This window comes from Streptomyces kunmingensis, assembly GCF_039533535.1.
Taxonomy (GTDB): Bacteria; Actinomycetota; Actinomycetes; order Streptomycetales; family Streptomycetaceae; genus Streptomyces; species Streptomyces kunmingensis.
Window position 1 is genome coordinate 193,074 of the sequence record NZ_BAAATS010000012.1, and the last position, 24,368, is coordinate 217,441.

The 24,368-nt window shown below is 72.3% G+C and carries 23 protein-coding genes and 1 pseudogene; 17 read left to right on the forward strand and 7 right to left on the reverse strand.

Annotated features, from left to right (window positions below):
• The first annotated feature begins 22 nt into the window (after positions 1–22).
• The 14 genes and pseudogenes from ABD366_RS15610 (at position 23) to ABD366_RS15675 (ending at position 13,132) form a co-directional block, all read left to right on the forward strand.
• Complete coding sequence (locus ABD366_RS15610) at positions 23–928, forward strand: VOC family protein (protein ID WP_324776728.1); 906 nt, start codon at positions 23–25, stop codon at positions 926–928.
• Positions 925–1,722, forward strand: a complete 798-nt coding sequence (locus tag ABD366_RS15615) for an aspartate dehydrogenase domain-containing protein (protein ID WP_324776730.1) — start codon at positions 925–927, stop codon at positions 1,720–1,722. The genes ABD366_RS15610 and ABD366_RS15615 overlap by 4 nt, the downstream gene beginning before the upstream one ends.
• A pseudogene (locus ABD366_RS15620) lies at positions 1,719–2,525 on the forward strand (alpha/beta fold hydrolase). Before ABD366_RS15615 ends, ABD366_RS15620 begins: the two are co-directional and overlap by 4 nt.
• Positions 2,516–3,037 carry a cupin domain-containing protein gene (locus ABD366_RS15625; protein WP_324776732.1) on the forward strand — a complete coding sequence of 174 codons (522 nt, stop codon included), beginning with the start codon at positions 2,516–2,518 and terminating at the stop codon, positions 3,035–3,037. Before ABD366_RS15620 ends, ABD366_RS15625 begins: the two are co-directional and overlap by 10 nt.
• Positions 3,030–3,785: an SDR family oxidoreductase gene (locus tag ABD366_RS15630; protein ID WP_324776734.1), complete on the forward strand. Its 756-nt coding sequence runs from the start codon at positions 3,030–3,032 to the stop codon at positions 3,783–3,785. The genes ABD366_RS15625 and ABD366_RS15630 overlap by 8 nt, the downstream gene beginning before the upstream one ends.
• Positions 3,786–3,804: 19 nt before the next feature.
• Positions 3,805–4,581, forward strand: a complete 777-nt coding sequence (locus ABD366_RS15635) for an SDR family oxidoreductase (RefSeq protein WP_324776736.1) — start codon at positions 3,805–3,807, stop codon at positions 4,579–4,581.
• Positions 4,582–4,614: 33 nt separating this feature from the next.
• On the forward strand, positions 4,615–6,240 hold the full coding sequence (locus ABD366_RS15640) for a thiamine pyrophosphate-binding protein (RefSeq protein WP_324776738.1): 1,626 nt from the start codon (positions 4,615–4,617) through the stop codon (positions 6,238–6,240).
• Positions 6,241–6,252: 12 nt separating this feature from the next.
• Positions 6,253–7,197, forward strand: a complete 945-nt coding sequence (locus ABD366_RS15645) for a PDR/VanB family oxidoreductase (protein WP_324776740.1) — start codon at positions 6,253–6,255, stop codon at positions 7,195–7,197.
• Between the two features lie 20 nt (positions 7,198–7,217).
• A complete protein-coding gene (locus tag ABD366_RS15650) occupies positions 7,218–7,448 on the forward strand; it encodes a recombinase-like helix-turn-helix domain-containing protein (RefSeq protein ID WP_324776742.1) in 231 nt (76 codons plus the stop codon).
• A gap of 5 nt (positions 7,449–7,453) precedes the next feature.
• Complete coding sequence (locus tag ABD366_RS15655) at positions 7,454–8,455, forward strand: aromatic ring-hydroxylating dioxygenase subunit alpha (protein ID WP_324776744.1); 1,002 nt, start codon at positions 7,454–7,456, stop codon at positions 8,453–8,455.
• A gap of 111 nt (positions 8,456–8,566) precedes the next feature.
• A complete protein-coding gene (locus ABD366_RS15660) occupies positions 8,567–9,238 on the forward strand; it encodes a FadR/GntR family transcriptional regulator (protein WP_324776746.1) in 672 nt (223 codons plus the stop codon).
• Between the two features lie 161 nt (positions 9,239–9,399).
• On the forward strand, positions 9,400–10,365 hold the full coding sequence (locus ABD366_RS15665) for a PAC2 family protein (RefSeq protein WP_324776748.1): 966 nt from the start codon (positions 9,400–9,402) through the stop codon (positions 10,363–10,365).
• Between the two features lie 326 nt (positions 10,366–10,691).
• The gene (locus tag ABD366_RS15670) at positions 10,692–12,443 is read left to right on the forward strand and encodes a S8 family peptidase (protein ID WP_324776750.1); all 1,752 of its coding nucleotides are present in this window, start codon (positions 10,692–10,694) and stop codon (positions 12,441–12,443) included.
• A gap of 38 nt (positions 12,444–12,481) precedes the next feature.
• A complete protein-coding gene (locus ABD366_RS15675; RefSeq protein ID WP_324776752.1) occupies positions 12,482–13,132 on the forward strand; it encodes a hypothetical protein in 651 nt (216 codons plus the stop codon).
• A gap of 152 nt (positions 13,133–13,284) precedes the next feature.
• Here ABD366_RS15675 and mshC read toward each other — a convergent pair whose 3' ends face one another.
• The 4 genes from mshC to ABD366_RS15695 form a co-directional block, all read right to left on the reverse strand.
• A complete protein-coding gene (mshC, locus tag ABD366_RS15680; protein WP_324776754.1) occupies positions 13,285–14,514 on the reverse strand; it encodes a cysteine--1-D-myo-inosityl 2-amino-2-deoxy-alpha-D-glucopyranoside ligase in 1,230 nt (409 codons plus the stop codon).
• Positions 14,515–14,771: 257 nt separating this feature from the next.
• A complete protein-coding gene (locus ABD366_RS15685; protein WP_324776756.1) occupies positions 14,772–15,689 on the reverse strand; it encodes an SCO1664 family protein in 918 nt (305 codons plus the stop codon).
• The gene (locus tag ABD366_RS15690; protein ID WP_324776758.1) at positions 15,653–16,243 is read right to left on the reverse strand and encodes a DUF3090 domain-containing protein; all 591 of its coding nucleotides are present in this window, start codon (positions 16,241–16,243) and stop codon (positions 15,653–15,655) included. The genes ABD366_RS15685 and ABD366_RS15690 overlap by 37 nt, the downstream gene beginning before the upstream one ends.
• 100 nt (positions 16,244–16,343) lie before the next feature.
• Positions 16,344–17,030, reverse strand: a complete 687-nt coding sequence (locus tag ABD366_RS15695) for a histidine phosphatase family protein (protein WP_324776760.1) — start codon at positions 17,028–17,030, stop codon at positions 16,344–16,346.
• Between the two features lie 62 nt (positions 17,031–17,092).
• Here ABD366_RS15695 and corA point away from each other — a divergent pair, with 62 nt between their 5' ends.
• On the forward strand, positions 17,093–18,094 hold the full coding sequence (gene corA, locus ABD366_RS15700) for a magnesium/cobalt transporter CorA (protein ID WP_324776762.1): 1,002 nt from the start codon (positions 17,093–17,095) through the stop codon (positions 18,092–18,094).
• Between the two features lie 14 nt (positions 18,095–18,108).
• On the opposite strand, the gene ABD366_RS15705 is transcribed toward corA, so the two are convergent.
• Positions 18,109–18,897: a ferritin-like domain-containing protein gene (locus tag ABD366_RS15705; RefSeq protein ID WP_324776763.1), complete on the reverse strand. Its 789-nt coding sequence runs from the start codon at positions 18,895–18,897 to the stop codon at positions 18,109–18,111.
• A 236-nt stretch (positions 18,898–19,133) separates the two neighbouring features.
• Entirely contained in the window at positions 19,134–20,189 is a 1,056-nt protein-coding gene (locus ABD366_RS15710) for an LLM class F420-dependent oxidoreductase (RefSeq protein WP_324776764.1), read from the reverse strand.
• A 143-nt stretch (positions 20,190–20,332) separates the two neighbouring features.
• Between ABD366_RS15710 and ABD366_RS15715 the strand changes: the two genes are divergently transcribed.
• Both ABD366_RS15715 and ABD366_RS15720 read left to right on the forward strand, forming a co-directional pair.
• The gene (locus ABD366_RS15715) at positions 20,333–21,316 is read left to right on the forward strand and encodes an aldo/keto reductase (RefSeq protein ID WP_324776766.1); all 984 of its coding nucleotides are present in this window, start codon (positions 20,333–20,335) and stop codon (positions 21,314–21,316) included.
• On the forward strand, positions 21,313–23,532 hold the full coding sequence (locus tag ABD366_RS15720; RefSeq protein WP_344441904.1) for a helix-hairpin-helix domain-containing protein: 2,220 nt from the start codon (positions 21,313–21,315) through the stop codon (positions 23,530–23,532). Before ABD366_RS15715 ends, ABD366_RS15720 begins: the two co-directional genes overlap by 4 nt.
• A gap of 66 nt (positions 23,533–23,598) precedes the next feature.
• Here the strand turns inward: ABD366_RS15720 and ABD366_RS15725 are convergent, their stop codons facing one another.
• On the reverse strand, positions 23,599–24,327 hold the full coding sequence (locus ABD366_RS15725; protein WP_324769365.1) for a hypothetical protein: 729 nt from the start codon (positions 24,325–24,327) through the stop codon (positions 23,599–23,601).
• Positions 24,328–24,368: the final 41 nt, after the last annotated feature.

Here is a 24,368-nt window from a genome sequence, read left to right on the forward strand (position 1 = left end):
CACTTCCGCGACGGAGTTCCCGATGTCACACCCCCCGATAGCCCGGCTGCGCGCCCTGCGCTCCGTCGAGCTGCTCACCCCCTCCTTCGCCGAGGCCACCGACTTCTACGAGGACGCGTGGGGCCTGGAGGTCGTCGAGTCCGAGCACAGCGCGAGCTGGCTGCGCGGCACCGGCGACGAGCACCACGCCCTCCAGCTGACCCGCTCCGAGCGCACCGGCCTCGGCTGCCTCGTGTTCGCGGTCGCCACCCCCGCCGAGATCGACGAGGCGGCGCGGCGGCTCGAGGCGCGCGGCCTCGTGCCGGTCTCCGGACCCGGGCCGCTCGACCAGGTCGGCGGCGGCTACGGCTTGCGGTTGCACGACCACGAGGGCCGGCTGGTCGAGCTGTCCGCCGAGACCTGGGCGGTCCGGCCGCGCGGCCGCGAGGAGGCCGTGCCGGTCGGCGTCACGCACACCGTGCTGAACACGCCCGACATCGACGCCGCCGTCGCCTTCTACCGCGACGTGCTCGGCCTGCGCGTCTCCGACTGGTCCGAGCACCAGATGGCGTTCCTGCGCTGCAACGCGGACCACCATTGCATCGCGTTCAACCAGGCCGAGTGGGTCTCCCTCAACCACGTGGCGTACGAGATGAGTTCGGTCGACCACTTCATGCGGGGCCTGGGCCGTCTGCGCCACCACGGGATCGTCCCGAAGTGGGGTCCCGGCCGGCACGGGCCCGGCAACAACACCTTCTCCTACTTCACCGACCCGACCGGGCTCGTCTGCGAGTACACGTCCGAGGTCGCGCAGGTCGTCGAGGACCGGTGGATCGCGAAGGTGTGGCGGCGCGTGCCCGAGCTGTCCGATCTGTGGGGCACTGCGGGGGCGCCGTCGAAGGAGATCCGCTGTCACATGGCCGGCCGGCCGGAAGGAGTGCAGGTATGACCAGGACACTCGCTGTGGGGCTTGTCGGATGGGGCGCGATCGGGCGCGTCGTCGGCACGGCGCTCGCACAACAGGGCGTGCGGGGCGCCGAGTTGGCCTGCATCGTCGACAACCGTCCGCTCGGCGACGCGGCGCCCGCGCCGCAGGTCTCCTTCGAGGACGCCATCGAGCGCTCCGACCTGATCGTGGAGGCCGCGGGTCAGGGTGTCGTACGGGAATGGGGCGAGCGCGTCCTCACCGCGGGCACCGATCTGCTGGTGGCCTCCACCGGGGCCCTCACCGACGAGGAACTCGCCAAGAAGCTGCTCGCCGCCGGGCCCGGCCGGGTCTACTTCACCGGCGGCGCCGTCGGCGGCCTCGACCTGCTCCAGGCCGTGCGCTCCCTCGGCCCGCTGGACGAGGTGAGCCTGACGACGACGAAGCTGCCGTCGACCCTCGAACAGCCGTGGATGGACGCGGAGCTGCTGGAGCGGATGCGTGCGGCGTCCGGGCCCGTCGAGGTCATGTCCGGCACCGCGCGGGACGTGCCCGTGAAGTTCCCGAAGTCGACGAACGTGGCGGCCTCGGTCGCACTCGCCGTCGGCGACCTGGACGCTGTGCGGGTCCGGGTCGTCGCCGATCCGGCGGCCGAGCGGACCCGGCACGTGATCGAGGCGTCCGGGCCGCACGGCGCCTACCGCTTCGAGGTGGCGCACCGCCCCGATCCGGCGAACCCGGCGACCAGCCAGGTCGTGCCCTACGCGGTGCTGCGCTCCCTCTCCGCGCTGGCCCGGCGGTCGGGGCAGATCCTGTGACCGCCGTTCACTTGGAGGAAGCCGGATCGGACGGCCCGCTGCTGCTGTGCCTGCACGGGATCGGCTCGTCGTCGGCGGCGTTCGCCCCGCAGCTCGACGCTCTCGCCGGGCACGTCCGCGTCGTCGCCTGGGACGCACCCGGGTACGGCCGGTCCCCCGATCCCGCGGGCCCGCTCGACCTGGACGGGTTCGCGGACGCGGCGGCCGACGTGATCCGCTCGTACGGCTCGCCGGCACACGTCCTTGGCGTGTCCTAGGGCGGCGTGATCGCGGTCCGGCTCGCCACGCGCCACCCGGAGCTCGTGGCCTCGCTCGTGCTCGCCGACTCCAGCGCCGGGTCGGGTACGGACGAGGCGAAGGCCGCCGGGATGCGGGCGCGCGCCGATGAGCTGGCCGCGCTCGGCCCCCGCGCGTTCGCCGAGAAGCGAGGGCCGCGCCTCGTCTCGGACCTGGCCCCCGCCGCACTCGTCGAGCGGGTCGTCGACACCATGGCCGGCGCGGTCCGGCTGCCCGGCTACGGGTACGCCGCCGAGGCCATGGCCGGCGCCGATCTGCGCCCCGAACTGTCCGCCGTCGCCGCGCCCGCGCTCGTCGTGTGCGGCGACCGCGACACGGTCACCGGCGTCGAGGCCTCCCAGGTCCTCGCCGGGGCCCTGCACAAGACCGCCTTCGTGATCGTCAAGGACGCCGGTCACCTGGCCAACCAGGAACAGCCCGAGCGGTTCAACGCCTGGGTCCTGTCCCACCTGCACATCGTCACCGCCCAGCCTCAACCTCAGCAAAGGACGTCATCATGCCTCTGACCACCACCGCGTACGACAACGGCGACGACCTGGCCGCGTACACCGACTCCCTCATCGCTTCGAAGGAATCCCGCGTCGCCGACTTCGACACGCTCTCCTTCCAGGAGAAGGCGGGTCCGCAGTACCGCCGCGGCCAGATCCGCTACGTCGGCTCCGGTGCCACCGGCAACCACGAGGGCGACAGCCGGATCATCCCCTCAGGCGGCTTCACCTTCTCCAACATGCTGCTGCCGCCCGGCGCCGAGGGCCCGGCCCACACCCACCACGACGTGGAGGAGGCGTTCTTCGTCCTGGAGGGCGAGGTCCGGGTGGGCGTGCACCGCGGCGCGGACGAGGTCGAGTACCGCACGCTGGGCTACCGCGACATGATCGTGGTCCCGGCCGGGGTGACCCGCTCGCTGAAGAACGAGGGCGACACCGACGCGCTGTTCTGCGTCGTCATCGGCACCCAGAAGCCGCAGGTCCCGTCGTATCCCGCGTACTCGCCGATGCACGGCGTCACCCGTGACTGAGCAGTCCTCCGACGACCTGCGTACGGTCGTCGTGACCGGGGCGGGCCGTGGTCTGGGTCTGGCCATGGCCCGCCGGGCCGGCACCGACGGCTTCCGGGTCGTCGTCGCCGAGGTCGACGCGGAGCGGGGCTCCCGGGCGGCGGAGGAGTTGCGCGCCGAGGGGGTCGACGCCCGCTTCGTGCGGTGCGATGTCGCCGACCCGGACTCGGTCGCCGACCTCGCTGCGTTCGTACGTGGCTTGGGGCCGCTGTACGGCCTCGTCAACAACGCCGCGCTCGCCAACGGAGTCGGTGGCAGGGAGTTCCAGTACATCGGCGTCGAGGCCTGGGACCGTCTGATGGCGGTGAACGCGCGTGGCCCCTGGCTCGTGGCGAAGGCTCTGCACCCGCTGTTCGGGCCGGTGGGCCGCATCGTGAACATCGCGTCCGACGCGGCGCTCTACGGCTCCCCGCGCCTCGCGCACTACATCACTTCCAAGGGCGCCGTCATCGCCCTGACCAGGGCCATGGCCCGGGAGCTCGGCCCGCGCGGCATCACCGTGAACGCGCTCGCGCCCGGCCTCACCGAGTGCGAGGCGACCGAGACGGTGCCCGCCGAACGGCACGGCCTCTACGCCGCGAACCGGGCGATCCCGCGGGCCCAGCGGCCCGACGACCTGACCGGCCTGGCCTCCTTCCTCCTCTCCGAGGAGTCGCGCTACCTCACCGGACAAGTGATCGCCGTCAACGGCGGCTTCACGATGAACTGACGTACAGGAGCTGGCAGTTATGGATCTGGGCCTCGCCGACCGGACCTATGTGGTCACCGGAGGCAGCTCGGGCGTCGGCCTGGCCACGGTCCGCGCCCTGCTCGACGAGGGTGCCCACGTCGCCACGTGCGGACGGGACGCCGAGCGGCTGGAGCGGATCGGCGCGCACGAGCGGCTGTTCACGGCCGTGTGCGACGTACGGGACGCCGATGCCGTCCGCGGCTTCGTGGACACGGCCGCCGAGGCGTTCGGCGGACGGCTCGACGGGCTGGTCAACAACGCCGGGCAGTCCCGTATGAAGCGCCTCCACGAGACGACCCCGGACGACTGGCGGGACGAACTGGAGCTGAAGTTCGCGGGCGTGCTCAATCCCCTTCAGGCCGCCCGGTCCCTGCTCAAGGCGTCCGACGCGGCGTCCGTCGTCAATGTCAACGCCGTCCTCGCCAAGCAGCCCGAGCCCCGGCTCATCACGACGAGCGCGGCCCGCGCCGGCATCCTCAACCTCTCCAAGTCCCTCGCCACGGAACTCGCCGCCGACGGCATCCGGGTCAACTCCGTCTGCCTCGGCCTGATCGACACCGGCCAGTGGACGCGCCGCCACGCCGCCGCGGACTCCGGTCTCCCTTACGAGGACTGGCAGGCGGAGCTGGCCGCCGACCGCGGCATCGCCCTCGGCCGGCTCGGCAGGGCCGAGGAGGTGGCGTACGCGGTCCTCACCCTGCTCGCGCCCCGGGCCTCGTACATCACCGGAACCAGCATCGACGTCTGCGGCGGAGTCGGCCGCGGGATTCTCTGAAACTTTCCCACCTGACCTCTCTGAGGAGCGCGCATGCGTTACGCCAATGGGGGCGACCTCCTCGTCGCTGTCCTGAAGGAACTCGGCATCGACACGGTCTTCGGGATCGTCTCCGTGCACAATCTGCCGCTGGTCGAGGCCGTCGACCGCGAGCTGCGCTTCGTCCCGGTGCGGCACGAGGCGAGCGCGGTGAACGCCGCTGACGCCTACGGCCGGGCCCGCGGCTCGATCGGCTGCGCGCTGACCTCGACCGGCACCGGCGCGGGCAACGCGGCGGGCTCGCTCGTCGAGGCGCTCGCCTCCGGCACGTCCGTGCTGCACGTCACCGGCCAGGTAGAGACCGCGTACCTGGGCAGCGGGCGGGGCTTCATCCACGAGACGAAGGACCAGCTCGGCATGTTGCGGGCCGTCTCGGCGTACGCCGCCACGGTGCCGTCCGCAGGGGACGCGGGCCGGGTGCTGCGGGAGGCGGCCCGCGCCGCGCTGGCCTCACCCGGCGGCCCGGCGAGCGTCGAGTGGCCCATCGATCTTCAGTACGCGGCCCAGGACGATGCCCCCGTACAGGCTCCGGAGCCGAAGCGGCCGACGCCGGAAGCGGATCGACTACAGGCGGCCGGGCGCCTGTTGGAGTCGGCTCGACGCCCCCTGATCTGGGCCGGCGGCGGCGCCACCCGCGCCCGTACGGAACTCGCCGCCCTCGTCGAGGCGACCGGTGCCGGGCTCCTCACCTCCAATTCCGGGCGCGGCGCCGTCCCCGAGGACCACCCGCAGGTCGTCGGCAACTTCGCGACGACCCCGGCGGGGCGCGCACTGCTCGCCGACGCGGATGTCCTGGTGAGCGTCGGCACGCACTTCCGGTCCAACGAGACGGCGGACTACGGGCTCGCCCTGCCCGCCGCCCACATCCAGATCGACGTGGACGCGGCGGCGCTGGGCCGTGTCCACCCGGCCGCGCACGCCCTGCACGGCGACGCCGCCGATGTGCTGTCCGCGCTGCTCCCCCATGCCCGTAGCGCCGACCCGGAGTGGACGCGGCGCGTCGGGCGGGTCCGCGCCGACGTCCGCGCCGCGCTGCACGAGAACATCGGCCCGCAGGCCGCGATCTGCGACGCCCTGCGCGCCGCGCTCCCCCGGGACGCGGTCGTCGCCCGGGACGTCACCATCGCGTCCAGCAGCTGGGGCAACCGGCTGCTGGAGATGTACGACCCGAAGTCCAATGTGTTCCCGCGCGGCGGCGGCATCGGGCAGGGCCTCGGCATGGGCATCGGCGCCGCGCTCGCCGCGCCCGGGCGGCCCACCGTGGTCGTCGCGGGCGACGGCGGCCTCGCCGTGCACCTGGGCGAACTCCTCACGGTCGCCCAGGAAAGGCCCCGCCTGACCGTCCTCGTCTTCAACGACGGCGGCTACGGCGTGCTGCGCAACATGCAGGACCGCTACGGCGAGCGCCGCTCCGGCGTCGACCTGACCACGCCCGACTTCGAACTGCTCGCCCGCGCCTGCCGGCTGCCGTATCTGCGCATCGCGGACGCCGAGGACGCCCAGCCGGTGATCGAGGAGGCGGTCGCCTCGGACGGGCCGACGCTCGTCGAGGTGGACCTGGCGGCGCTCGGCCCGATGAAGAACCCGTTCACCCCGCCCGTGAAGATCCCCACCGCGTAGGGAGGCCGCGCCATGACGACGACCGAAGAGCGTCACCTGTCCCTGCTCGTCCGCCGCATGACGTGGGAGGCCGACGGCGTCCTGTCCGTCGAGCTGACCCACCCCGACGGCAAGCCGCTGCCCGCCTGGGAGCCGGGCGCCCATGTCGACGTGCACGTGGGCGGGCAGATCCGGCAGTACAGCCTGTGCGGTGACCCCGCGGCGACCGGCACGTACCGTATCGGCGTCCTCAACGAGCCGTCGTCGCGCGGCGGTTCACGCCATGTGCATACAGCGCTGCGGCCCGGCCAGCAGGTGACGGTGTCCGAGCCACGGAACCACTTCGCCTTGGAGGAGGCGCCCGCGTACGTGTTCGTCGCGGGCGGCATCGGCGTCACCCCGATCCTCGCGATGGCCCGGGACGCCGCGCGGCGGGGCGCCGCGTGGCGGATGGTGTACGGCGGCCGCAGCCGCGCCTCGATGGCGTTCACCGACGAACTCGGGGCGCTGGGCGGCACCTTGACGCTCGTACCGCAGGACGAGCTGGGCCATATCGATCTGGCCTCGGCCCTCGCGGAGCTGCCCGAGGGCGCGCTCGTCTACTGCTGCGGACCCGAGCCGCTGCTCGCCGCGGTCGAAGCGGTGTGCCCGGCGGAGCGGCTGCGGGTCGAGCGGTTCGCGGCGCCGGTTGCCGAACGGACCGCGGACGACGCCGAGTTCGAGGTCGAGTGCCGTGCCTCCGGGCTCACCCTCACCGTCGGCGCGGACACCTCGATCCTCGCGGCGGCCGAGCAGGCCGGGCTCGACGTGGCCAGCTCCTGCCGTGACGGCATCTGCGGCTCCTGCGAGACGCGGGTGCTCGACGGCGCCCCCGACCACCGCGACTTCCTGCTCTCCGACGCCGAGCGCGCCGCCAACACCTCGATGATGATCTGCGTCTCGCGCCGCGCGTCGGGCCGCCTCGTCCTCGACCTGTGACCGACCCACTGGAGACACGTATGCACACCACGACCGACTGGCCGTACCTGGACATCCATCAGTCCCGTACGCACGAGCCGAGCCCCTACGAGTACAAGCTGGCCGCCACCCTCGAAGAGGTCTTCACCAAGGACGGCCATGAACTCGCCGACGTGGTGCGGGGGTTGAACGCCCGCCAGGTCCACGCGCCCGACGGGGCGCCCTGGACCGAGGAATCCTTCCGCGCCGAGATGCACCGACTGGGAGCGTGACCGCCATGACCACCCCGACCGCCGATCACCTGTACGCGACGGGCCTGCGCGGCCAGTGGCACCCGGTCGTGCCGTCCTCGTTCGTCGCGCCCGGCGCGATGCGCAAGGTCACCGTCCTCGGCGAGCAGTGGCTGCTGTTCCGCCGCTCCGACGGCACCCTGAGCATGCTCGCCGACCGCTGTCCGCACCGCGGCGCCCCGCTCTCCCTCGGCAAACACCTGGGCGACCGGGTGGCCTGCTGGTACCACGGCGTGGAGGTCGAGACGGACGGCACGGTCTCCTCCGTGCCGGGCCTGCCGGGCTGCAACCTGGAGGGCAAACAGCTCGTCGTCTCGCTCCCCGTGCGGGAGGTGTCGGGCGCGGTCCTCGCCTACTTCGGCACCGAACAGCATCCGGGGCCGGTCGAGTTGACGCTCCCCGAGCCGCTCACCGATCCGGACGTCGAGGCGATCCTCTGCTACGCCGAGTGGAACGTGCCGTGGCGCTACGCCGTCGAGAACCTGCTCGACCCGATGCACGGCGCGTTCCTGCACCACGACTCGCACACGATGTTCGACGGTGACACCACCGCCAAGTTCCGTATCCGGGAGACCGAGCGCGGCTACTTCTTCGAGAAGACCGACCAGCGGGGCGTCAACTTCGACTGGGTCGAGCTGTGCCGCACCGGCGTGGACTGGGTCGACCTGTCGATCCCGTATCCGCCGTCGGCGGGCCCCGGCGGCCCGTTCGGCATCGTCGGCATGGTGCGCCCGGTCGACGCGGAGCGCTGCGCCGTCTTCTTCTGGCGCTACCGCACGGTCCGGGGCTGGCAGCGCGACAGCTGGCGGTTCCTCTACAAGACGCTGATCGAGGAACGGCACTGGGAGGTGCTGGAGCAGGACCGGGTGATGCTGGAGGCCATGCCGGCCGACGCCGACCAGCGCGAGAACCTCTACCAGCACGACCTCGGCGTGGTCCGGCTGCGCCGCCTCTACCGCGCGGGCGCCGAGGAGCAGGCCTCCGCGTGACCCCGGCCCTCGCACGACGGGGGACTCCGTCCGCCCCCTCGGCTCGTGACCACATAATGGTCCGGGACATCGGAGGTATCTGCCCTCCGGAGACGAGCAGAGGGGGCCTCCATGGCCGTCACCGACGAGGCCATCGAGAAGATCAAGGGCATGATCGTCTCGGGCGCGCTGCGCCCCGGCGACCGGCTCCCCAAGGAGAGCGAACTCGCCGCGGAGCTCGGCCTGTCGCGCAACTCCCTGCGTGAGGCGGTGCGCGCGCTGTCGCTGATCCGCATCCTGGACGTACGCCAGGGCGACGGCACGTACGTCACCAGTCTCGACCCTCAACTGCTGCTCGAGGCACTGAGTTTCGTGGTCGACTTCCACCGCGACGACACGGTCCTGGAATTCCTCGCCGTCCGCCGCATCCTGGAGCCCGCGGCGACGGCGATGGCCGCGACCCTGATCGCCGACGAACAGCTCGACGCGCTCGCGGCCCAGCTGGACGCCCTGGGCACCGCGCCGTCGGTGGAGGAGCTGGTCGCCGCCGACCTCGACTTCCACCGGGGCATCGTCAGGGCCTGCGGCAACTCGGTCCTGTGCTCCCTCCTCGACGGTCTGTCCGGGCCGACCACCCGGGCCCGCGTCTGGCGCGGCCTGACCCAGGAGGACGCGGTCGGCCGCACCCTGCGCGAGCACCGGGCGATCCTCGCGGCGCTGCGCGACGGCGACGCGGAGGCGGCCCGCTCGTGGGCGACGGTGCACATCGCGAGCGTGGAGCAGTGGCTGCGCTCGACGCTGTGACCACCCGGCCCTGTGACGGCGGGGCCGGCCGGGGTGGAGTGCGATCGTCCGACTCGGGGCAGTGTTCCCGGCAGCCCCCGGGTTCCAGGGGGCTGCGGAGGGTCCCCGCGGACGCCGTAAGGTGGGCAGGTACGCGAGGGAACGTCGGAAGGAGGCGCTGGGTGATCGAGCTCGAGGGGGTTCCCGAGCTGGTCGACCCGGTCATGGTGGCCGCGTTCGAGGGCTGGAACGACGCCGGCGACGCCGCCTCCACCGCGGTCGCGCATCTCGACAAGGAGTGGAAGGGCGAGGTGTTCGCGGCGCTGGACGCCGAGGACTACTACGACTTCCAGGTCAACCGGCCCACGGTGTGGCTGGAGGACGGTGTGCGCAAGGTCACCTGGCCGACGACCCGGCTCTCGGTGGTCCGCATCGGCGGCGAGAAGCCGCGTGACCTGGTCCTTGTCAGGGGTATCGAGCCGTCCATGCGCTGGCGCTCGTTCTGCAACGAGATCCTGGGCTTCGCGCACGAGCTGGGCGTCGAACTGGTCGTCATCCTGGGCGCGCTGCTCGGTGACACCCCGCACACGCGCCCCGTGCCGGTGTCGGGCGTCACGTCCGATCCGGATCTCGCTACGCGCATGGATCTGGAGGAGACCAAGTACGAGGGCCCGACGGGCATCGTCGGCATCCTCCAGGAGGCGTGCACGCACGCGGGTGTCCCGGCGGTCTCCCTGTGGGCGGCGGTCCCGCACTACGTCTCCCAGCCGCCGAACCCGAAGGCGACGCTGGCGCTCCTGAACCGCCTGGAGGACCTGATCGACCTGCGCATCCCGCTGGGCGAACTGCCCGAGGACGCGCGCGCCTGGCAGGTGGGCGTCGACCAGCTGGCCGCGGAGGACAGCGAGGTCGCCGAGTACGTCCAGAGCCTGGAGGAGGCGCGGGACACCGCGGAGCTGCCCGAGGCGACCGGCGAGGCCATCGCCCGCGAGTTCGAGCGCTATCTGCGGCGCCGGGATCCGGGCGCCCCGCCCAGCGGGCACGCGACGGACGGCGGGGACGGTTCGAGCTACCTCAGGGACAACCCGAGCGGCCGGACCCGCCCGCCGAAGCCACCGCGCCCGGAGAACGAGGACGGCGACGAGTAGGGCAGTAGGGCAGTAGGGCAGTAGGGCAGTAGGGCAAGAAAGCAGCAGGCGGGCGTCTGCGGTACCGGGTGACCGGTGCCGCGGGCGCCCGCCTCTCGTCGTTCCCGCTGTCATGTGCCACTTTCCCTTTGGCCGGTTTATGGCGTGACATCGCATTCGGTGTGGATTGCAGCGAGTTGCAGGGGGTTCCCCTTTCAACTTGTTCTCAAACGCTCTGGGGAAATTGGGGGGTGGACGAGCGGGCGCGGCCGTAGCAAGGTGTGCCCCTGTGAGCGCGGCGCAGGCACACCCGTACGACCGGACATGGCGAGGGGAGCTGTGGAGCGATGACCGATCAGCACGCGGAATCGGCGCGAGGCCCTGGGGCGGGGCCTGGAGCGGCCGGGCCCGGGCCGGATGGATCCGGCTTCACCTATCACGGGGCGGAGGAGGAACTGATCGTCCTGGCGCGCCCCGAGGCCCAGTTGCGCGTCCAGACCGATGGAGTGCGCTCTGCGGCGGGCACCGACGTATCGGCCCTGAACATGTTCCTGGGCGACGAACAGCTCACTCTGGAACCGCTGTTCGGCAGTGAGGAGCGGCTGCGGGGGGTGTCCGAGGCAGCGGAGGCCGGGGCGGACTTCCCCGATCTGGCGCTCTTCTACCGGGTGCGCGGCGGCACGGACCGCACCCAGGAACTGCGGGCCCGCATCGCGGCACTGCCCGGGATCGTGACGGCGTACGTGAAGCCGGGCGCGGTGCCCGCCGCCATGCCGGAGGAGTCCGACGAGGCGCGGCGCATGAAGGAGAAGACCGCCGCGACCCCGGACTTCACCGCCCGCCAGCGCTATCTGGGCCCCGCGCCGGAGGGCGTGGACGCGTACTGGGCGTGGCAGCGGCTCGGCGGCAGCGGCGAGGGCATCACCGTCATCGACGTGGAGGGCGCCTGGCAGCTCGGGCACGAGGACCTGTCGGCGAAGCTGGCCGGCATCGTGGTCGGCACGCCGATCTCGGACGTGGCCTGGCGCAACCACGGCACGGCGGTGCTCGGCGTGATCGGCGGCGACCGGGGAGAGTTCGGGGTCACCGGCATCGCGCCGGAGGCCGTGACGGCGGCGGCGTCGTTCCAGGGCGTGGGCACGGCGGCGGCGATCTTCGCGGCCACGGAGCGCCTCTCCCCCGGCGACATCCTGCTGATCGAACTGCACCGCCCGGGCCCGCGGTTCGACTACGCGGCCCGCGACGACCAGCGGGGCTACATCCCCCTGGAGTGGTGGCCGGACGACTTCGCCGCGATCAAGTACGCGACGTCGAAGGGCGTCGTGGTCGTCGGCGCGGCGGGCAACGGCGCGGAATCCCTCGACGACGCGCTGTACGAGCGGCGCCCCGACGAGTTCCCGTCGTGGTGGCACAACCCGTTCAATCCGTCGAACAAGTCCTCGGGCTCGGTCCTCGTGGGCGCCGGCGCACCGCCGCCCGGCACACACGGCCGCGACCACGGCCCGGACCGCTCGCGCCTCTCCTTCTCCAACTACGGTGCGCGCCTGGACGCGCAGGGCTGGGGCCGGGAGGTCACCACCACCGGCGGCTCCTGGGACCGGCCCGGCGATCTGCAGGGCGGCAGCGAGGAGATCGCCTGGTACACGGATACGTTCTCCGGCACCTCGTCCGCCTCCCCGGTGGTCGTCGGCGCGCTGGCCTCCCTCCAGGGCATGCTCAAGGCCGGAGGCCAGCGCCCGATGACGTCGCAGCGTGCGCGTGAGGTCCTGCGGGCGACCGGCTCACCGCAGCAGGACGCGCCCGGCCGGCCCGCCTCGCAGCGCATCGGCAACCGGCCCGACCTGAAGGCGGCGGTCACCAACGTGCTGCCGTCGTCGGTCGGCTCGGGCCAGGCCGAGCGGTACTGGGACGAGCTGCTCCCGTATCCCCCCGAACTCCCGCCGCGGATCAGGCTTTTCGTGGCGGGTGCATGGCGCAATTTGACCAATCCGTCCCCTGACATCCGCCAGGCGGTGCACTCCGCCTTCGCGGGGGGACGGCCCGATGTACGTGTCTGGTTCTCGGACGACGAGATCGTCGGCCTGGTGATCACCGGCTGACGCAACGCAACCAACCATTGATGGAAGGTGGCACCCGCATGAGCATCACCCCCCAGATGGGTCAGCAGCAAGGACAGCAGTTCCCGAGCACGTCGCCCTACCAGCAGCAGCAGCCGTTCGGGCAGCAGGGCTTCGGCCAGCAGCAGCCGTTCGGCCAGCAGCAGCAGCCGTTCGGGCAGCAGGGCTTCGGCCAGCAGCAGCAGCCGTTCGGCCAGCAGGGCTACGGCCAGCAGCAGCCGATGGGGATGAGCGGCTCGCTCGAGCAGCTTCAGCAGCTCGGCCAGCAGCAGCCCTTCCAGGGCCTGCTCCAGCAGCTCGGCGGCCAGCAGCAGCAGATGGGCCAGCAGCAGGGCCAGGGCCAGGGCCAGCAGCAGCAGGTCGAGCAGCAGGTGCAGCAGCATCTCCACCAGATCGCCCAGATCGCGGTGCAGCACGCCCAGCAGCAGGTCCAGCAGCAGGTGCTGCAGGCCGGTATCGCGGACGCCTACATCGACGTGGTGCAGCCGCTGCCCGGGCAGCCCAGCCTCATCGCGCTGCGGATCCAGAACCAGTTCCGGATCTTCGCCAACCCCAACGCGCAGACCCACGACCAGGTCCAGGAAGCCTTCGCGTTCGGCCAGCAGGTCGTCGGCATCTGGGACTCGGGCACGCCGCAGGTTCTGCGCAGCATCCACGTGCGCAAGATCTGACCCACCGGATCCGGCTCACCGGATCCGACCGCACCAAGTGAAACGAGGGGCGCTTCCTCCCAGGGAGGAAGCGCCCCTCTCCCACGTACAACGCAGCCGATCCCAGCCCCTCCGGCGATTGAGGAGCGGGGTCCGGGGCAGAGCCCCGTGTCCTACAGCGCGACCCCGAGCAGAGCATCGACGGCCCGGGACACAACGCCGGGCGCACCCGTATCGGCCCCACCGTCGGCAGACTGAAGCTCCGCCCACCGGTCAACGGCAACCAACGCCGCGGGCGAATCCAGATCCTCGGCCAACGCGGCCCGGATCTCCTCGACAACCCCCTCGGCCGAAGGCCCGTCCGCCCGCGACACGGCAGCCCGCCACCGCCCCAGCCGGGCCACCGCATCCGCGAGGACCTGATCCGTCCACTCCCAGTCGGCCCGGTAGTGGTTGGCGAGGAGCGCGAGCCGGATCGCGGCCGGGTCGACCCCGTCGCGCCGCAGCTGCGAGACGAAGACCAGATTGCCCTTGGACTTGGACATCTTCTCGCCGTCGAGCCCGACCATCCCGGCGTGGACGTACGCCTTGGCCATCGGGAACTCGCCGGTCAGCGCCTGCGCGTGCGAGGCGCCCATCTCGTGGTGCGGGAACGCGAGGTCGGAGCCGCCGCCCTGGACGTCGAAGCCCATGCCGAGGTGGTCGAGGGCGATGGCGACACACTCGATGTGCCAGCCGGGGCGCCCCCGGCCCAGCGAACCGCCGTCCCAGCTGGGCTCGCCGTCGCGTGCGGCCATCCACAGCATCGGGTCGAGCGGGTTCTTCTTGCCCGGGCGGTCCGGGTCGCCGCCGCGCTCGGCGGAGAGCAGCCGCATCGCCTCGGCGTCGAGGTTCGAGACGGAGCCGAAGTGCGGGTCGGCCTCGACGGAGAAGTAGGTGTCGCCCTCGAGCTCGTAGGCGGCACCGCTGTCACGGAGCCGTTCGACGAGCGGCACGATGCCGGGTATGGCCTCGACGGCGCCTATGTAGTGCCGCGGCGGCAGCATCCGCAGGGCGGTCATGTCCTCGCGGAACAGGGCGGTCTCGCGCTCGGCGAGGCCGGCCCAGTCGATGCCGTCGCGGACGGCCCGCTCCAGCAGCGGGTCGTCGACGTCCGTCACGTTCTGGACGTAGTGAACCTGCCGCTTGGTGTCGAGCCACACGCGCTGCACGAGGTCGAACGCGTTGTAAGTCGCCGCGTGACCCATATGGGTCGCGTCGTACGGCGTGATGCCGCAGACGTAGATACGGGCGACGGGACCGGGGTCGAGTGAGACGAGCCCATCGGTCGCGGTGTCGTGGATCCGAAGGTCGCGGCCCTTGCCAGGCAGGGCGGGGACCTCAGAAGCGGGCCAGGCATGCATGCCTTGAGCGTAACCGGACGGAGCTTCCGCATACGAACCGGACCTGGGTGCGGACCTGGTCCGCTGGCCGATGAGGCCCTCTTGCGCGATCATGTGCCGCCCGCTACCGCCCGGCGGCGGCCCGGATCTTGTCCGGCCGCCCCACGCGCCGAGTTCCGGCCGGCGCCCTGGATCCGGGCCGGATCCAGGGCGAGGGGCTGCGCCGATCCGTCTCGATCTCGCCGCTCGGCCCGGCGTGGGCCGCCGCCGACCGCAGGTCAGATGGGCGGCCAGGGGATCGCGGGCCATTCGCCGCTCGGCTCGCGGTGCCGGCCGCCCTTCAGCAGGGCCGCCACCCGTTCCCGTACGGCTTCCAGCTCCGCTTCGGTGATCAGCTCGCCGAGCCGGGCGGCCAGCGGTTCACCCGTCCCGAGGCGCTCGCGCAGCCCTTCGAGGGCGGCGGTGGCCTCCTCGGTCAGCGGTTCCCCCGCCCAGCCCCACAGCAGGGTGCGCAGCTTGTCCTCGACGTTGAAGGTGACCCCGTGGTCGATGCCGTAGAGGTGTCCCCCGGCGTCGACGAGCAGGTGTCCGCCCTTGCGGTCACCGTTGTTGATCACGGCGTCGAGCACGGCGAGCCGGCGCAGCCGCGGGTCGTCGGCGTGCACGAGCAGCGCCGTACGCCCCTCCTCGACCTCGGCGAACCCGATGGCCTTCCAGCCCTCGGCCGGCTCCTCGGCGTCGACGAGGGCCAGCAGCTTGTCGGCCCCCGCCTGCTCCGGGGCCTCTTCCGGCGCCTCGGGACCGCCGGAGCCGTCAGGGCCGCCCGGCCCCTCTTGCCCATCAGGCCCATCCGGCCCATCCGGCCCATCGATCCACAGCTGGCACATGCCCTCGCCGTACGGGCCGTCGCGCAGCACGGTCGGCGGCACGAGCTCCCAGCCGAGCGCCTCGGAGACCTCGTACGCGGCGACCTCGCGCTGGGCGAGCGTCCCGTCGGGGAAGTCCCAGAGGGGCCGCTCACCGCGGACCGGCTTGTAGACGCAGGCGGCCGAGCGGTCCTCGTACGTGACGGTGCACAGTAGGACCGCGTTCGAGGCGTCGCGGATCTGACCCTGTACGTGCAGCTCCCCCTGTGTGAGGAGCGTGAGATCCCGGTCGCTCACGCGCCGCGCCGGTATCCGTTCTGGCGCGGGCATACGTGTCCCTCCGGGTCGAGCGGCAGGCTGCACAGCGGGCACGGCGGGCGGCCCGCGTTCACGACGTCCAGGGCCCGCTTGGCGAAGGCGCGGGCCTGGGTGCCGGTGAGGCGGACCCGGAGCATCGGCGGGCCGTTCTCCTCGTCCTGCAGAAGCCTTTCCTCGGCTTCGGCCAGGTCCTCGTCGGATTCGGCGTCCACCTCGACGAGGGCCTGGGCCTCGACGATCATGCGCTGCTCGTCGCCGTCCCAGGCGAGCGCCATGGTGCCGACGCGGAACTCCTCGTCGACGGGCGCCTCCAGCGGCGCGGTGTCGGAGGTCTCGGTGGGCACGACGGCGGGCACCGGGGCGTTGCCGCCGCTGCGCCGCACCACTTCGTCGAGCAGCTCTTCCATGCGCTCGGCGAGCGCTGCCACCTGGGTCTTCTCCAGCGCCACGCTGGTGACCCGGGTTCCTGCCGAGGCCTGCAGGAAGAAGGTGCGGCGCCCGGGGAGCCCGACCGTACCGGCCACGAACCGCTCCGGAGGGTCGTAGAGGAACACCTGACGGGACACGTCCTGTCTCCATGGGATCGGGGGAACGACTGGCTGGGCCGGTCAGGGGCGACCGGTCTCCACCGTGCTTACGGCTGCTTCAGCCTACTGCGGCCGACGATCACGGTGCGCCCGCGCCGCCCCCGACGGGTGCGTCCGGCTCCGAGGACTCCTCGCGCGGCGCCAGGGACGCGAAGTCGCCGGTGTCGCCGAGGCGTACGAGAAAGGGGCGCAGCCGTGTGTAACGGATCGCTGTGATGGAACACGGCTCTACAGAGATGCGCTGAAAGAGGTCCAGATGCAGCCCGAGGGCGTCCGCCACGAGCGACTTGATGATGTCGCCGTGCGAACACATGAGGTACACGGCGTCCGCGCCGTGCTCGCGCTCCACGCGCGCGTTCCACTCACGTACCGCTTCGGCGGCCCGGTGCTGCATCTGCCGCATCGACTCCCCGCCGGGGAACGCGGCGGCGGTCGGGTGCGACTGCACGACCTGCATGAGCGGCTCGTCGGTCAGCTCGGCCAGCTTGCGGCCCGACCAGTCCCCGTAGTCGCACTCACCGATGCGCTCCTCGCTGGTCACGGCCACGTCGGGCCGCGCGGCGAGCAGTGGTGCGAGGGTCTCCTGGCAGCGCTGGAGCGGGCTGGTGACGATCTGCGCGAGGGGCAGGTCCGCGAGGCGTCCCGGCAGGGCCGCGGCCTGCGCGGCGCCGCGCTCGTCGAGGGCCACGCCGGGGGTCCACCCGGCGAGCAGACCCGCGGTGTTGGCGGTGGAGCGTCCGTGCCGGACGAGGATCAGCGTGGGCATACAGGCCAGCCTAGGCGCACACAGAAGTGCGACCCGTGCGGCCCCTGGGAAGAATGCCTGTCATGATCGTCGACTGTGCCATCTACCGGGACGGGCAGCGGAGCGAGGGCCCGTCGGACTTCTCCGACGCGCTCGACGAGGCGCGCTCGCAAGGTGACGCGTTCGTGTGGATCGGTCTGCACGAGGCGACCGAGGACGAGTTCGACCAGGTCACCCAGGAGTTCGGGCTGCATCCGCTGGCCGTCGAGGACGCGCTGAAGGCGCACCAGCGGCCGAAGCTGGAGGTCTACGACGACTCGCTCTTCGTGGTCCTCAAGCCGGTCGTGTACGAGCCGCAGAGCGACAAGGTGTCCACGGGCGAGCTGATGCTGTTCCTCGGCGACTCGTTCGTGGTGACGGTGCGGCACGGCGAGGGTGCGCCCCTCAAGGCCGTACGGCAGCGTCTGGAGGCCGATCCGGGGGTGCTCAAGCAGGGGCCGACGGCGGTCCTGTACTCGATCGCGGACGCCACGGTGGACCACTACCTGGAGGTCGCGAACGAGTTGCAGACCGACCTGGAGGAGCTGGAGGCGGAGGTCTTCTCGCCGGATCGCGGCGGCTCGCGGGACACCGCGTCGCGGATCTACACCTTCAAGCGGCAGGTCCTCGAATTCCGGCGCGCCACCGTCCCGTTGGCTCTGCCGCTCGACCGGCTCTCCGGCGTGGGGCCCTGGGGTCTGGCGAAGGTGCCGTTCGTGAACGAGGACGCGAAGCCGTTCTTCCGCGACGTGAACGATCACCTGACGCGGGTCAACGAGTCCGTCGACAGCCTGGACCGCCTGGTGTCGGACATCCTCTCCGCGCACCTGGCGCAGATGAGCGTGCGGCAGAACGACGACATGCGCAAGATCTCGGCGTGGGCGGCGATGGCCGCGGTACCGACGATGATCGCGGGCATCTACGGCATGAACTTCGATCACATGCCCGAGCTGCACTGGACGTGGTCGTACCCCGCGGTGATCCTGCTGATGGTCGTCCTGGAGCTGGGCCTGTACCGGTTGTTCAAGAGGCGCGGCTGGCTGTAGCGCGGGCCGGCGGGTCAGGCGAACTCCACCGCCGTGGTCGCGGGGCCGCCGAGGGCGTCGCGCCGCTCCGGCATCGTCAGCGACACCATGCGCCGCCAGCCGCCGGCCCGTTCGTACGCGTACACGGCGTGGATGCCGGCGGCGAGCACGGCCGACTTCGCTTTCGGCCAGCCCAGGATGCGGCCCATGTGGTCCATGACGGCCAGGCTGACGTCCCGGTAGACGGCGATCTCCGCCAGGGCGCACTCGCGCAGGATGCGCTGGATGGTGCGGCCGTGGCCCGCGTACGCGAAGCGGAGCAGTTCCTCGTGGCAGTAGGCGAGGTGGTTGTCCTCGTCGTGGGAGATCATCTTCACCGCGCGGCCGAGGTCCGGGTGGTCGGCGAAGTGTTTGCGCAGCAGTTCCATCTGCTCGGAGGCGCGCTGTTCGGTGACGCGGCTGTGCGCGAGATACGTGACGACGTCCCGCACGGAGAGCGGCTCGTCGCGCTTGAGCTGTTCGTGCGCGAGCCCGATGCCGTGCTTCTCCAGCAGCATCGTGTAGTCGGCCTCCCGCGGGACGGGTACCGGCCGCAGACCGCGCTTCTTCATGAGCGCGTTGAAGATGCGTCCGTGCTTGTCCTCGTCGGCTCCGTGCCGCGCCACCTTGGGCGCGAGGGTCCGCTCGCTCTCCGGGACGAGCGCGGCGATCCGCCCGTTCTCCCAGCCGCCCTGGGACTCGCCACTGGCCGCGATGGAGCAGAACAGCCGGAACGACTCGTCGTCGTCGATGATCTCCTGGAACAGGCTCTTGGCCGACAGCATCGGGGGACCTCCATGCCTCCGCACCGCATCCGGTGTTCCGCAAAAGACGAGTCAAATGCGGTGCGGGTGAAGGGGCAACAGCTGTGCCGGACAACTCGGCCGAACGGAGGAGGCGGAGTGCCGGACGAAGGCGTAACCGTGCGCGCGATGGCGCGTTGTTCCCCGTGACGGCCGTGGCGGGGAAGACCCCCGAGCCCCCACCACGGCCGCTGAATCGTCTCTCCTCCCGGCCTCTGTTACGCCAGTCCGGCCCGCTCCAGCGCCTCCGTGCCGGCGCGCAGCGCGGCCACCCGCTCGTCGAGCGTGAAGCCGGCCGGATTGATCGTCAGCGTGGTGACACCCGCGGCGGCGTAGGCCTGCATCCGGTCGGCGATCCGGTCCACGGAACCGAGCAGCGTCGTGGAGTCGATGAGCTGGTGCGGGATCGCCGCGGCAGCGCCCTCCTTGTCGCCGCCCAGGTACTTCTGCTGGATCTCGACGGCCTCCTTCTCGTACCCCATGCGCTGGGCCAGCCGGTTGTAGAAGTTCTGCTTGGGGCTGCCCATCCCGCCGACGTAGAGCGCGGTGTACGGACGGAAGAAGTCGGCGAGGGCCGCGACGTCCTTGTCGGCGCCGAGCGCGAGCGGCAGCGTCGGACAGACGTCGAAGCCCTCCATGGTCTTGCCGGCCTTCTCGCGGCCCGCGCGCAGCGGCGCGATCGTGGTCTCCTCCAGGTGCTCGGCCGCGGGGAAGATCAGCAGGGCGCCGTCGGCGATCTCACCGGTCTGCTCCAGGTTCTTCGGGCCGATCGCGGCGATGTAGAGCGGGATGTGCTCGCGCTGCGGGTGCAGGGTCAGCTTGAGCGGCTTGCCCGGGCCGTCCGGCAGCGGCAGCGTCCAGTGCGCGCCTTCGTAGGAGACCCGCTCGCGGCTCATCGCCTTGCGGACGATCTCTACGTACTCGCGCGTGCGCGCCAGCGGCTTGTCGAACTTGACGCCGTACCAGCCCTCGGAGACCTGCGGCCCGGAGACACCGAGGCCCAGGCGGAAGCGGCCGCCCGAGAGCGAGTCGAGGGTCGACGCCGTCATCGCCGTCATCGTGGGCTGGCGGGCCGGGATCTGGAAGATCGCCGAGCCGACGTCGATGTGCTCGGTCTGCGCGGCGACGTACGCGAGGACGGTGGCGGCGTCCGAGCCGTACGCCTCGGCGGCCCAGCACACCGCGTATCCCAGCTTGTCCGCCTCCTTGGCGACGGCCAGGTTGTCCGCGTCCATGCCCGCGCCCCAGTACCCGAGATTGATGCCGAGCTTCATTGACCACATCCCCTTAACGCCGTGCGGATCCGCTGGCTTACCCATCGGTAACGTCTCTTGCCGGGCACCCTAGCGCGACGGGCCGGACCGCAGATATCCACAGGGGCCCACATCATGACCTTCGGCCAGTAATCTCAGCGCCCATGGAGCAGAGGCATCTCGGCCACACCGGCCTGCGCGTGTCCCGGATCGGGCTCGGCACCCTCACCTGGGGCCGGGACACCGACGAGCACGACGCCGCCGACCTGTTGAAGGTCTTCTGGGAGGCGGGCGGCACGCTCGTCGACACGGCGGACGTGTACGGGGACGGCGAGTCCGAGTACCTGCTGGGCCGGCTCGTCGAGGGACTCGTGCCACGACGAGATCTGGTCATCTCCACCAAGGCGGGCAGTGTGCCCGACCCGGACCGGCGCTTCGACGGCTCACGCGGCCATCTGCTCTCCGCCCTGGACGCCTCCCTCACGCGGCTCGGCACGGACTACGTCGACCTGTGGCAGATCCATGCCTACGACACGGAGACGCCGCTCGACGAGACGCTCCAGGCCCTCGACATGGCGGTCAGCAGCGGCCGCGCGCGCTACGCGGGCGTCTCGAACTTCTGCGGATGGCAGCTGGCCAAGGCGGGCACCTGGCAGCTCGCGGCGCCGGGCGTGCGCACGCGTCTCGCCAGTACGCAGATGGAGTACTCGCTGCTCCAGCGCGGCGTGGAGCGCGAGGTGCTGCCCGCCGCGCTCGACCTGGGCATCGGGCTGCTGCCGTCCTCGCCGCTGGGCAGAGGCGTACTCACCGGCAAGTACCGCTCGGGCACCCCCACCGACTCGCGGGGCGGCTCCGACCACATGGCGCCGTTCGTCGCGCCGTACCTGGACGAGGCGGCCGGGCACATCGTGGACGCGGTCGCCATAGCCGCGGACGGGCTCGCGGTGACGCCGTTGCAGGTCGCTCTCGCCTGGGTGCGGGACCGGCCCGGGGTGGCCGCGCCCATCATCGGCGCGCGCAACGCGCAGCAGCTCACGGCCGCGTTGTCAGTGGAGGCGCTTAGTCTTCCTGACGAGATCTGCCAGGCGCTCGACGATGTGTCGGCGCCCGTGCACCGCTATCCCGATCAGGACTGGAGCACGTTGTGAGTACGGAGTCCGCTGCCGCGGAGAACGAGTCAGGGGCCCGCCCCGACGCCGGGCCGGACGAGCCGCTCGCCGCACAGAGCGCGCAAGACCCTGAGGGCACCGAGGGCACCGAGGACGCTGAAGGCCCCGAGGACGCTGAAGGCCCCGAGCGCGCTGCAGGCACCGAGAACGCGGAGGCCGCGGAGGCCGCGGCGCAGCCGTCCGAGGCCGAGGCGGAGCTCGCCGCCCAGCGGGCCCTCCAGGAGCGGATCGCGAAGCGGAAGGCCGCCAAGGACGGGCCGGTCGACGCCGGGGCGAAGCTGAGCGGTACGGCCGCCGATCTGCTGGCCGCGGTGCGCGCCGTGGAGAGCGGCGAGAAGCCGGCCTCCGCCGTGTTCGCGGAGCCCGAGCGCACTCGGCGCCGGGTCGTCGTCCCCGAGCCGGAGCGCAGGCCCGCGCCCGTGGCGCCCGCCGTCGACGCGGGGCCCGACGCGGGGACGGTGGAGGCGGTGCGGACCGTGCTCGCCGAGGGCGGAGCGCCCGAGACCCTTGCCGTGCCGGCCGCCCGGACCCTGGGCGAAGGCGCGCAGGACCGGCTCCGCTCGGACCCCTGGCAGCTGCTGCGCCTGAGCGGCGTCCGCCCTGAGCAGGCCGACGGTTTCGCGCGGGCGCTGCTCGGTGCGGAGTGTGCTCCGGACGACGAGCGCCGCGGCCGCGCGGTCACGCTCTGGCTGCTCGAACAGGCCGCTGTGGCCGGGCACACCGCCCTCGACCTGCCCGTCCTCGTCGAGGCGCTCGGCAAGCGCGGGGTGCCGGAGCCGGACGAGGCCGTGCAGAGCGCGGTCGCGGAGGGCGACGCGCTGCTCTTCCAGGACGCCCTCGAGGACACGCCCGAGCCCGCACCCGAGCCCGCCGAGGGTGAGGAGGAGGCCGAGGTCGAGCGGCCGGTCCGGGTCCTGGTCGGTCTCGAGCGGACCGCGCTCGCCGAGGAGAGCCTCGCCGACGGGCTCGCCCGGTTGATCAACTCCGGGGCCAAGGAGGGCGGCCCGTCCGACGAGGACTGGGAGGCCGCCGCCGTGGCCGCGAGCGGCACGACGACCGAACTGATCCGCGCCGTCGCGGCGCACCGGCTCGTCCTGCACACCGGTGGCGAGGCCGCCCGCGCGGAGCCGGTCGCCGTGGCGGCCGCCGCCGGCGGACTCGGGCTGCGCGTGTGCGTCGCCGCGCACAGTGCGGACGGGCGGCGCCGGGCCGCACGGCAGCTCGGCTCCGACGCCCCCGAGACCGCGACAGCGACGGTCGCGGGACTGCTCACGCAGACGGAGGGCCCCGGCCGGGACGCCGACGGGGCGATCGCCGTGGATCTCCTCGTCGTTCTGGACGCGCCGCAGCTGGACGTGGACGACGCGGCGATGCTCGTCGAGCTGCTCGCCGACGGAGCCTGTCTCGTGCTCAGCGGTGATCCCGGCATGCTCTGGTCGGCGGGCCCGGGCCGGGTGTTCGCCGATCTCCTGTCGGCGGAGATCTGCCCCCGCGTCGCCTCCCGCACCCCGGACTTCGGGCCGATCGGTGAGCTGGTCTCCGGAATCGGCATCGGTGAGCTGAACCAGGTGGAGGCGCCGGGCAAGGAGGTCGTCATCGTGCCGGTGCGGGACGCGGCCGAGGCGATCCACCGCACCGTGCAGCTCGTCGCCGACTCGGTGCCGCGGGCCATCGGGGTGCCGGCCGAGGAGACCCAGGTGATCACGCCGGGGCACGGCGGCGCGGCCGGGACACGGGCGCTGAACGCGGCGCTGAAGGAGCGGCTCAACCCCGGCCCGGGCCGGTTCGGGGGCTTCGACCCCGGGGACCGCGTGGTGTACGTGCCGACTCCCGGGCGGGTCCGGCCCGGCCGGGTGCTGGGCGCCGACGCCGAGGGGCTGCGCCTGGAGTGCGACGGCGAGCCCGTCCTCGTACCGAAGGAGCAGGTGGAGCGGGCCGTGCGGCACGGGTGGGCGGTCACCGGGCACCAGGCCGTGGGGCTGCGCTGGCCGGCGGCCGTCGTGGTGCTGCCCGGCGATGCGACGCAGGCGTTGAGCCGGCCCTGGGTGTACTCCGCGTTCGGGCGCGGGGAGCGGCACCTGTCGGTCGTGCACGGCGCGGACGCGGCGCTGCCGCGGGCCGTCGCGGAGGTCCCGGCGAAGCCGCGGACCACACGGTTGCAGCGGCTGGTCCGGGCGCAGCTGCCCGGCGCCTAGCGGAATGGACGCGCCCCCGGCCGGTCGCTCGGCGACGGGCCGGGGGCGGTCGTCCCTCGACCGGTGTCAGCGGTCGGCGTCCTCCAGGGCCTCCGCCTCGTCGATCTCCACACCCGCCACGTCCTCGACGTCACCGTCGGGGTCCACGTCGTCCGGGTCCACGTCGTCCGCGTCCAGCTCGTCGTCGAAGACCGCGCTCACGTCGAAGCGGCACACGACCCGCTGGGGGTCGGCCTGGTCGAACGGGGCCTCCAGCCATTCGCCCGGCTCCGGTGGCTCGTCCGCGGCCAGCACCCACAGCGTGGAGTCGCCCTCCTCCAGGCCGAACTCCTTGTGCCGGGAGGCGATCTCGTCGGGTTCGAACTCGCCGAAGAGGACGCCGAGCGCGGCGTGGACGCTGCTGCCCGCCCCGGTCGCGGACTCGGTGTCGATGTCCGGATCCCCGTCGAGGTCGGCCACCCGGCCGGCCTGGGCGAGAAGACGCTGCGGCTCCACCACGGCGTAGTCGCGTCGGATCAGCACGCTCAGCGCGTTCGGTTCCTCGGGCCCGGTGTACGGGGGCAGCGAATCCTCTCCGCCGGGGATCTCGAAGGGGGTGACCTCGTCGTAGCGGTCGTAGAGGAGTTCGTCGTACTCCTCGGCCGCGGCGGCGAGCTCGTTGAACGCTTCGTAGACGGCCGGGTCGTCCTCCCCCGACCTTCGCTCGACAGCCGCCAGGTGGCGGTCGAGCGCGGCCTTGACCGCCTCGGCGGCGGCGCGTACCTCGGCAGCGGTGGGCTGCGCAGCATCAGACATAGTGCAGACGCTATCCGTACCGGGCCACTGCCCGCACAATA

What these genes read in the sequence shown, in the direction of transcription:
- ABD366_RS15610 (WP_324776728.1), top strand. Translation starts at nt 23, where the DNA reads ATGTCACACCCCCCGATAGCCCGGCTGCGCGCCCTGCGCTCCGTCGAG.
- ABD366_RS15615 (WP_324776730.1), top strand. Translation starts at nt 925, where the DNA reads ATGACCAGGACACTCGCTGTGGGGCTTGTCGGATGGGGCGCGATCGGG.
- ABD366_RS15625 (WP_324776732.1), top strand. Translation starts at nt 2,516, where the DNA reads ATGCCTCTGACCACCACCGCGTACGACAACGGCGACGACCTGGCCGCG.
- ABD366_RS15635 (WP_324776736.1), top strand. Translation starts at nt 3,805, where the DNA reads ATGGATCTGGGCCTCGCCGACCGGACCTATGTGGTCACCGGAGGCAGC.
- ABD366_RS15640 (WP_324776738.1), top strand. Translation starts at nt 4,615, where the DNA reads ATGCGTTACGCCAATGGGGGCGACCTCCTCGTCGCTGTCCTGAAGGAA.
- ABD366_RS15645 (WP_324776740.1), top strand. Translation starts at nt 6,253, where the DNA reads ATGACGACGACCGAAGAGCGTCACCTGTCCCTGCTCGTCCGCCGCATG.
- ABD366_RS15650 (WP_324776742.1), top strand. Translation starts at nt 7,218, where the DNA reads ATGCACACCACGACCGACTGGCCGTACCTGGACATCCATCAGTCCCGT.
- ABD366_RS15655 (WP_324776744.1), top strand. Translation starts at nt 7,454, where the DNA reads ATGACCACCCCGACCGCCGATCACCTGTACGCGACGGGCCTGCGCGGC.
- ABD366_RS15660 (WP_324776746.1), top strand. Translation starts at nt 8,567, where the DNA reads ATGGCCGTCACCGACGAGGCCATCGAGAAGATCAAGGGCATGATCGTC.
- ABD366_RS15670 (WP_324776750.1), top strand. Translation starts at nt 10,692, where the DNA reads ATGACCGATCAGCACGCGGAATCGGCGCGAGGCCCTGGGGCGGGGCCT.
- ABD366_RS15675 (WP_324776752.1), top strand. Translation starts at nt 12,482, where the DNA reads ATGAGCATCACCCCCCAGATGGGTCAGCAGCAAGGACAGCAGTTCCCG.
- mshC (WP_324776754.1), bottom strand. Translation starts at nt 14,514, where the DNA reads ATGCATGCCTGGCCCGCTTCTGAGGTCCCCGCCCTGCCTGGCAAGGGC.
- ABD366_RS15685 (WP_324776756.1), bottom strand. Translation starts at nt 15,689, where the DNA reads ATGCCCGCGCCAGAACGGATACCGGCGCGGCGCGTGAGCGACCGGGAT.
- ABD366_RS15695 (WP_324776760.1), bottom strand. Translation starts at nt 17,030, where the DNA reads ATGCCCACGCTGATCCTCGTCCGGCACGGACGCTCCACCGCCAACACC.
- corA (WP_324776762.1), top strand. Translation starts at nt 17,093, where the DNA reads ATGATCGTCGACTGTGCCATCTACCGGGACGGGCAGCGGAGCGAGGGC.
- ABD366_RS15705 (WP_324776763.1), bottom strand. Translation starts at nt 18,897, where the DNA reads ATGCTGTCGGCCAAGAGCCTGTTCCAGGAGATCATCGACGACGACGAG.
- ABD366_RS15710 (WP_324776764.1), bottom strand. Translation starts at nt 20,189, where the DNA reads ATGAAGCTCGGCATCAATCTCGGGTACTGGGGCGCGGGCATGGACGCG.
- ABD366_RS15715 (WP_324776766.1), top strand. Translation starts at nt 20,333, where the DNA reads ATGGAGCAGAGGCATCTCGGCCACACCGGCCTGCGCGTGTCCCGGATC.
- ABD366_RS15725 (WP_324769365.1), bottom strand. Translation starts at nt 24,327, where the DNA reads ATGTCTGATGCTGCGCAGCCCACCGCTGCCGAGGTACGCGCCGCCGCC.